Origin of the sequence: Mycobacterium sp. (genome assembly GCF_035314665.1) — a bacterium.
Taxonomy (GTDB): domain Bacteria; phylum Actinomycetota; class Actinomycetes; order Mycobacteriales; family Mycobacteriaceae; genus Mycobacterium.
The window spans coordinates 1-4,850 of record NZ_DATFZD010000151.1 but is presented as its reverse complement, the minus strand read 5'-3'; the positions used below and the strand labels follow the sequence as shown (position 1 = coordinate 4,850).

Sequence of the window (4,850 nt, the reverse complement as noted above, 5' to 3'; positions counted from 1 at the left end):
GATGTTCACCGGCATCGTCGAAGAGGTTGGGCGCGTAGTCGGAAAGTCGGATCTGCCCGATGCGGTGAGGCTGCAGATCCGCGGCCCGATCGTCACGAGCGACGCGTCGCCGGGGGATTCGATCGCGGTCAACGGCGTGTGTCTGACGGTGGTCCAGGTGCTGCCCGACGGGCAGTTCACCACCGACGTGATGGCCGAGACGCTGAACCGCTCGACGCTGCGCGACATCGACGAACGACCCGAGGTGAACCTCGAACGCGCGGTGACGCTGGACCGCCGCCTTGGCGGCCATATCGTGCAGGGACACGTCGACGGCACCGGCCAAGTGATTTCGCGCACTGCATCGGAGCACTGGGAAATCGTGCGTATCGCGCTGCCGTCCGGCCTGGCCCGCTACGTGGTGGAGAAGGGCTCGATCGCCGTGGACGGCGTCAGCCTGACGGTTTCGGGTGTGGGTACCGATCCCGCACGTCAAGACTGGTTCGAGGTGTCGTTGATCCCGACCACGCTTTCGGAAACGACGTTGGCCGGGGCGCCGCTGGGGGGCCGGGTGAACGTCGAGGTCGACGTGATCGCCAAGTATGTTGAACGGCTGATGACAGCAAAATCTGCTTCTACCAGCGACGTCAGCCCGGAATAGAATAGGCCGATGCCGGTAGTGAACCGGCACCAGTTTGCCGGCCAGATGTCATCTGTAGTCGTGAAACTGCTTGGTGGGCGTCTTGTCCGCTCGAATGAGTCCCTCTACATTGTGGCGGGTGTGGCTACCGAGGCGATGTGCTTCACCCGCGCAACAGATAGCGGCCGTGTGCAAGCGCGCCAATGGGCCCCCCGACCGGGCGCTGTGTCCAACGTCGCAGTGCCAGCAATGTGTCGTGGGAACCGGCCGGTCCGGCGTCACCCTGGCCTGCGGTATCTCTCCGCAGAGCCGTTTTGTCATCGTCTAGCTACGTATTGTTCACTCGGATGTCGTGAGCCCCTGCCGGGTTGATATTACGGTTGGCCCATGGGTGGGGAAGGACCCCTCCGCAGAGCAAACCTAGAAGGATTGAGGAATGGGATCGCACAGCAAACCTAGGAAGGATCTGCGCGCAAGCGTAACGAAGGTTGTAGGTGTAGCTGGCATGGCTACGGCGGCGGCCGTAATGGGTTTGACCGCCGGCGCGGGCACGGCCCAAGCGAGGCCCCCCGTCAATGGGAACCCTCCAACACCCCCTGTACCTACTGGACATAGTGGACTGGTTCCGACATGGAAGACGGGCACTTACAACATGACTACTTGCCCCGGAGGAACATGCTTCCAGCCCCGCGCGACTACGCCGTTTCCTCTCGGCACCACGCCCACAGCCGCGACCCCGATCGTTTCCAACCCAAACGGTAGCGGCCTCTTAATTGGGCTTCAATTCTTGCCCTGAGAACCCGCTGGTGAGACCCCGCGCCACGCCCGGCGCGGGGTCTCACTCGTTGGGGTGCGACGTTTGCGCCCCGGAAAGCGGCGGGACCGGCGCGGCCCGCAGCGCAACGTAATCCGCGCCGTACGTTATGTGCAGCTACCGCGTGCTCGCGTCGTGAGCGCCGACCGCCGGGTCTTCTAGCACTTGAAGCGTCTGTGCATCTCTGCTGCTGTGACGTGAAGTCGGTCACAGACAGGGTCCCGGTCACACATATGTGTGGCCGTAGGTTTACCCCACATGCAGGGTTTCCCAGGTGACGTAGACCGTTTACTTACGCATGCTTGCGAAATACCTCGGACGGCTGACGGCAGCTGACCGGTAGGTGGGCGGGCCGGTGCGCGTGGAATACCCGCTGGTCCATACTCGATGTACAGGGCAGCAGTGCTGCACGCCCTGCCCGCCATTGAAGGAGCGAGCCGGCCATGACGAGGTTGGACAGCGTCGAGCGAGCTGTCGCCGACGTCGCGGCCGGCAAACCGGTGATCGTCGTCGACGACGAGGACCGTGAAAACGAGGGCGACCTGATCTTCGCCGCGGAGAAGGCTACGCCCGAACTCGTCGCGTTCATGGTGCGCTACACGTCCGGTTATCTGTGCGTCCCGTTGGCCGCCGAGATCTGCGACCGGCTTGGCCTGCTGCCGATGTACGCGGTCAACCAGGACAAGCACGGCACCGCATACACCGTGACCGTCGATGCGAAACACGGCGTCGGGACCGGCATCTCGGCCTCGGACCGGGCCACCACGATGCGGTTGCTTGCCGACCCGACCAGTGTTGCCGAGGACTTCACCCGGCCCGGGCACGTGGTTCCGCTGCGCGCCAAGGAAGGTGGCGTGCTGCGCCGCGCGGGTCACACCGAGGCTGCCGTCGATCTGGCCCGGCTGGCCGGGCTGCAGCCAGCGGGCGCGATCTGCGAAATCGTCAGCCAGAAGGACGAGGGCGCAATGGCGCAGACGGACGAACTGCGGGTGTTCGCCGACGAGCACGGCCTGGCGCTGATCTCGATCGCCGACATGATCGAGTGGCGGCGCAGACACGAAAAGCACGTCGAACGCATCGCGGAGGCTCGCATCCCGACCCGCCACGGCGAGTTCCGCGCGGTCGGCTACACGAGCATCTACGACGACGTCGAGCACGTCGCGCTGGTGCGTGGCGACATCGCCGAAGACGGCGGCCATGACGTGCTGGTGCGGGTGCACTCCGAGTGCCTGACCGGCGACGTGTTCGGCTCACGGCGCTGCGACTGCGGCCCGCAACTGGACGCCGCGATGGCGATGGTCGCGCGGGAAGGCCGGGGCGTGGTGCTCTACGTGCGCGGTCACGAGGGCCGCGGCATCGGCCTGATGCACAAGTTGCAGGCCTACCAGCTGCAGGACGCCGGCCACGACACCGTGGACGCGAACCTCGAACTCGGTCTGCCCGCCGACGCCCGGGACTACGGCACCGGCGCGCAGATCCTCTACGACCTCGGCGTGCGCTCGATGCGGCTGCTGACCAACAACCCGGCCAAGCGGGTCGGTCTGGACGGCTACGGCCTGCACATCATCGAGCGGGTGCCCCTGCCCGTGCGGGCCAACGCGGAGAACATCCGCTACCTGATCACCAAGCGCGACCGGATGGGCCACGACCTCACCGGCCTGGACGACTACGACGGCCACCTGCCCGGGGAATTCGGGGGCGCCTTGTGAGCGGTGGCGCCGGGGTCCCCGACCTGCCGGTGCTCGACGCGTCGGACATCAAGCTGGCCATCGTCGCCAGCACCTGGCACCCGAAGATCTGCGACGCGCTGCTTGACAGCGCACGCCGGACGGCCACCGGGTCCGGCGTGGCGGACCCGACGGTGGTGCGCGTGCTCGGCGCGATCGAAATCCCCGTTGTTGCACAGGAATTGGCACGCCACCATGACGCGGTGGTAGCGCTCGGTGTGGTGATCCGCGGGCAGACACCGCATTTCGACTACGTCTGTGACGCCGTGACAGCGGGTTTGACGCGCGTGTCACTGGATGAGGGCACCCCGGTCGCCAACGGCGTGCTCACCACGAATGACGAAGAGCAGGCGCTGGACCGGGCCGGATTGCCTTCCTCGGCCGAGGACAAGGGCGCCCAGGCGACGGCCGCGGCGCTGTCCACGGCGCTGACTCTCCGCAAACTGCGGGCATGACAGACAGCTGGGACCTCCAGGTACGGCCGCACCTGACCGCCTACTTCGCCTACGTCGCGGCGTTTCTCATCGCTTCGGTCAGCATCGCGCTCGGCGTGCTGCTGAAGGCGGGCTCGACGGGCGTGTTCTTTCGAACCGATGACCAGGTGGCCATCGGGGCCCTCGGCATCGTGATCGCCGCGGCCGTGCTGCTGTTCGCCCGGCCGCGGCTACGGGTCGGCCCGCGCGGGATCGGTGTTCGTAATCTGGTGGGCGAGAGGATCATTGCATGGGCAGAGGTCGTCGACGTGTCATTCCCGCCTGGTGCGCGGTGGGCACATGTCGACCTGGCCGACGACGAATACGTCCAGCTCATGGCGATCCAGGCAGTCGACAAGGAGCGGGCGGTGGCGGCGATGGACGCGGTGCGGGCACTGATGGCGCGGTACCGGCCTAACCGACGGTGATCGCCATCGCGACTTCGCCGGCGATCGCGTCAGCGTCGGGGACGGGGCTGAAGCCGAGGTTGGTGTAGACGGCGCGGGCGACCGCGTTGTCGGCTGCCACCCGCAGGTAGACCGTCCTGGCGCGCTGCGTGCGCGCCCAGTCCAGCGCCGCGCCGATCAACTCGTGGGCCAGCCCGTGGCCGCGGACCGCGGGGTCGAGCCACAGCGAGTACAGGTAAACGGTCTCCGGGCTTTCCCGGTGCGCGCCGATGAGCCCAACCGGCCGGTCGGCCAGCCATGTCGCGAACTGGGTGTGCTCGCTGATCCGGTGACGCCACTGCCGCGCCGTGTATCGCCGTTCCTGGCGATACTGCTCGTCGCCCGGTCCGAACTCCTCGGCCAGCGCGCGCAGTCGCAGGTCGGCGAACACCTGCCAGTCCGCCTCGGTCAGTCGGGCGATCCGAGCGGGGCCCATGGGCTGACCGTAGTCGCGCCCCTGCGGTACTAACCTGGAACGGTGCCCGATCCCGCGACGTACCGGCCGGCGCCCGGGTCGATACCCGTCGAGCCGGGCGTCTATCGGTTTCGCGATCCGCACGGCCGGGTGATCTACGTCGGCAAAGCCAAGAGCCTGCGCAGCAGGCTGAATTCCTACTTTGCCGACGTTGCCAGCCTGGCCCCGCGCACCCGGCAGATGGTGACGACCGCGGCCAGCGTCGAGTGGACCGTGGTCCACACCGAGGTCGAGGCGCTGCAGCTGGAATACAACTGGATCAAGGAGTTCGATCCGCGGTTCAACGTTCGCTACCG

The 4,850-nt window shown here is 66.8% G+C and carries 6 protein-coding genes; 5 read left to right on the top strand and 1 reads right to left on the bottom strand.

The window, feature by feature from the left end; all coding sequences use genetic code 11:
• Position 1: 1 nt before the first annotated feature.
• The 4 genes from VKI00_RS11920 to VKI00_RS11905 all read left to right on the top strand — a co-directional run bounded on the left by VKI00_RS11920 (position 2) and on the right by VKI00_RS11905 (position 4,061).
• Positions 2–640 carry a riboflavin synthase gene (locus VKI00_RS11920; RefSeq protein ID WP_324437664.1) on the top strand — a complete coding sequence of 213 codons (639 nt, stop codon included), beginning with the start codon at positions 2–4 and terminating at the stop codon, positions 638–640.
• Positions 641–1,876: 1,236 nt separating this feature from the next.
• Positions 1,877–3,142 (top strand): bifunctional 3,4-dihydroxy-2-butanone-4-phosphate synthase/GTP cyclohydrolase II, encoded by a 1,266-nt coding sequence (locus tag VKI00_RS11915; RefSeq protein ID WP_324437663.1) that lies wholly within the window; start codon positions 1,877–1,879, stop codon positions 3,140–3,142.
• Positions 3,139–3,615: a 6,7-dimethyl-8-ribityllumazine synthase gene (gene ribH, locus VKI00_RS11910; protein WP_324437662.1), complete on the top strand. Its 477-nt coding sequence runs from the start codon at positions 3,139–3,141 to the stop codon at positions 3,613–3,615. The genes VKI00_RS11915 and ribH overlap by 4 nt, the downstream gene beginning before the upstream one ends.
• A complete protein-coding gene (locus VKI00_RS11905; protein ID WP_324437661.1) occupies positions 3,612–4,061 on the top strand; it encodes a PH domain-containing protein in 450 nt (149 codons plus the stop codon). The genes ribH and VKI00_RS11905 overlap by 4 nt, the downstream gene beginning before the upstream one ends.
• Here VKI00_RS11905 and VKI00_RS11900 read toward each other — a convergent pair.
• Positions 4,048–4,515 (bottom strand): GNAT family N-acetyltransferase, encoded by a 468-nt coding sequence (locus tag VKI00_RS11900; protein ID WP_324437660.1) that lies wholly within the window; start codon positions 4,513–4,515, stop codon positions 4,048–4,050. The two genes, VKI00_RS11905 and VKI00_RS11900, sit on opposite strands and share 14 nt — an antisense overlap.
• 42 nt (positions 4,516–4,557) lie before the next feature.
• Between VKI00_RS11900 and VKI00_RS11895 the strand changes: the two genes are divergently transcribed.
• Positions 4,558–4,850: GIY-YIG nuclease family protein (locus VKI00_RS11895; RefSeq protein ID WP_324437659.1), on the top strand; the 293-nt coding region annotated here is incomplete at its 3' end.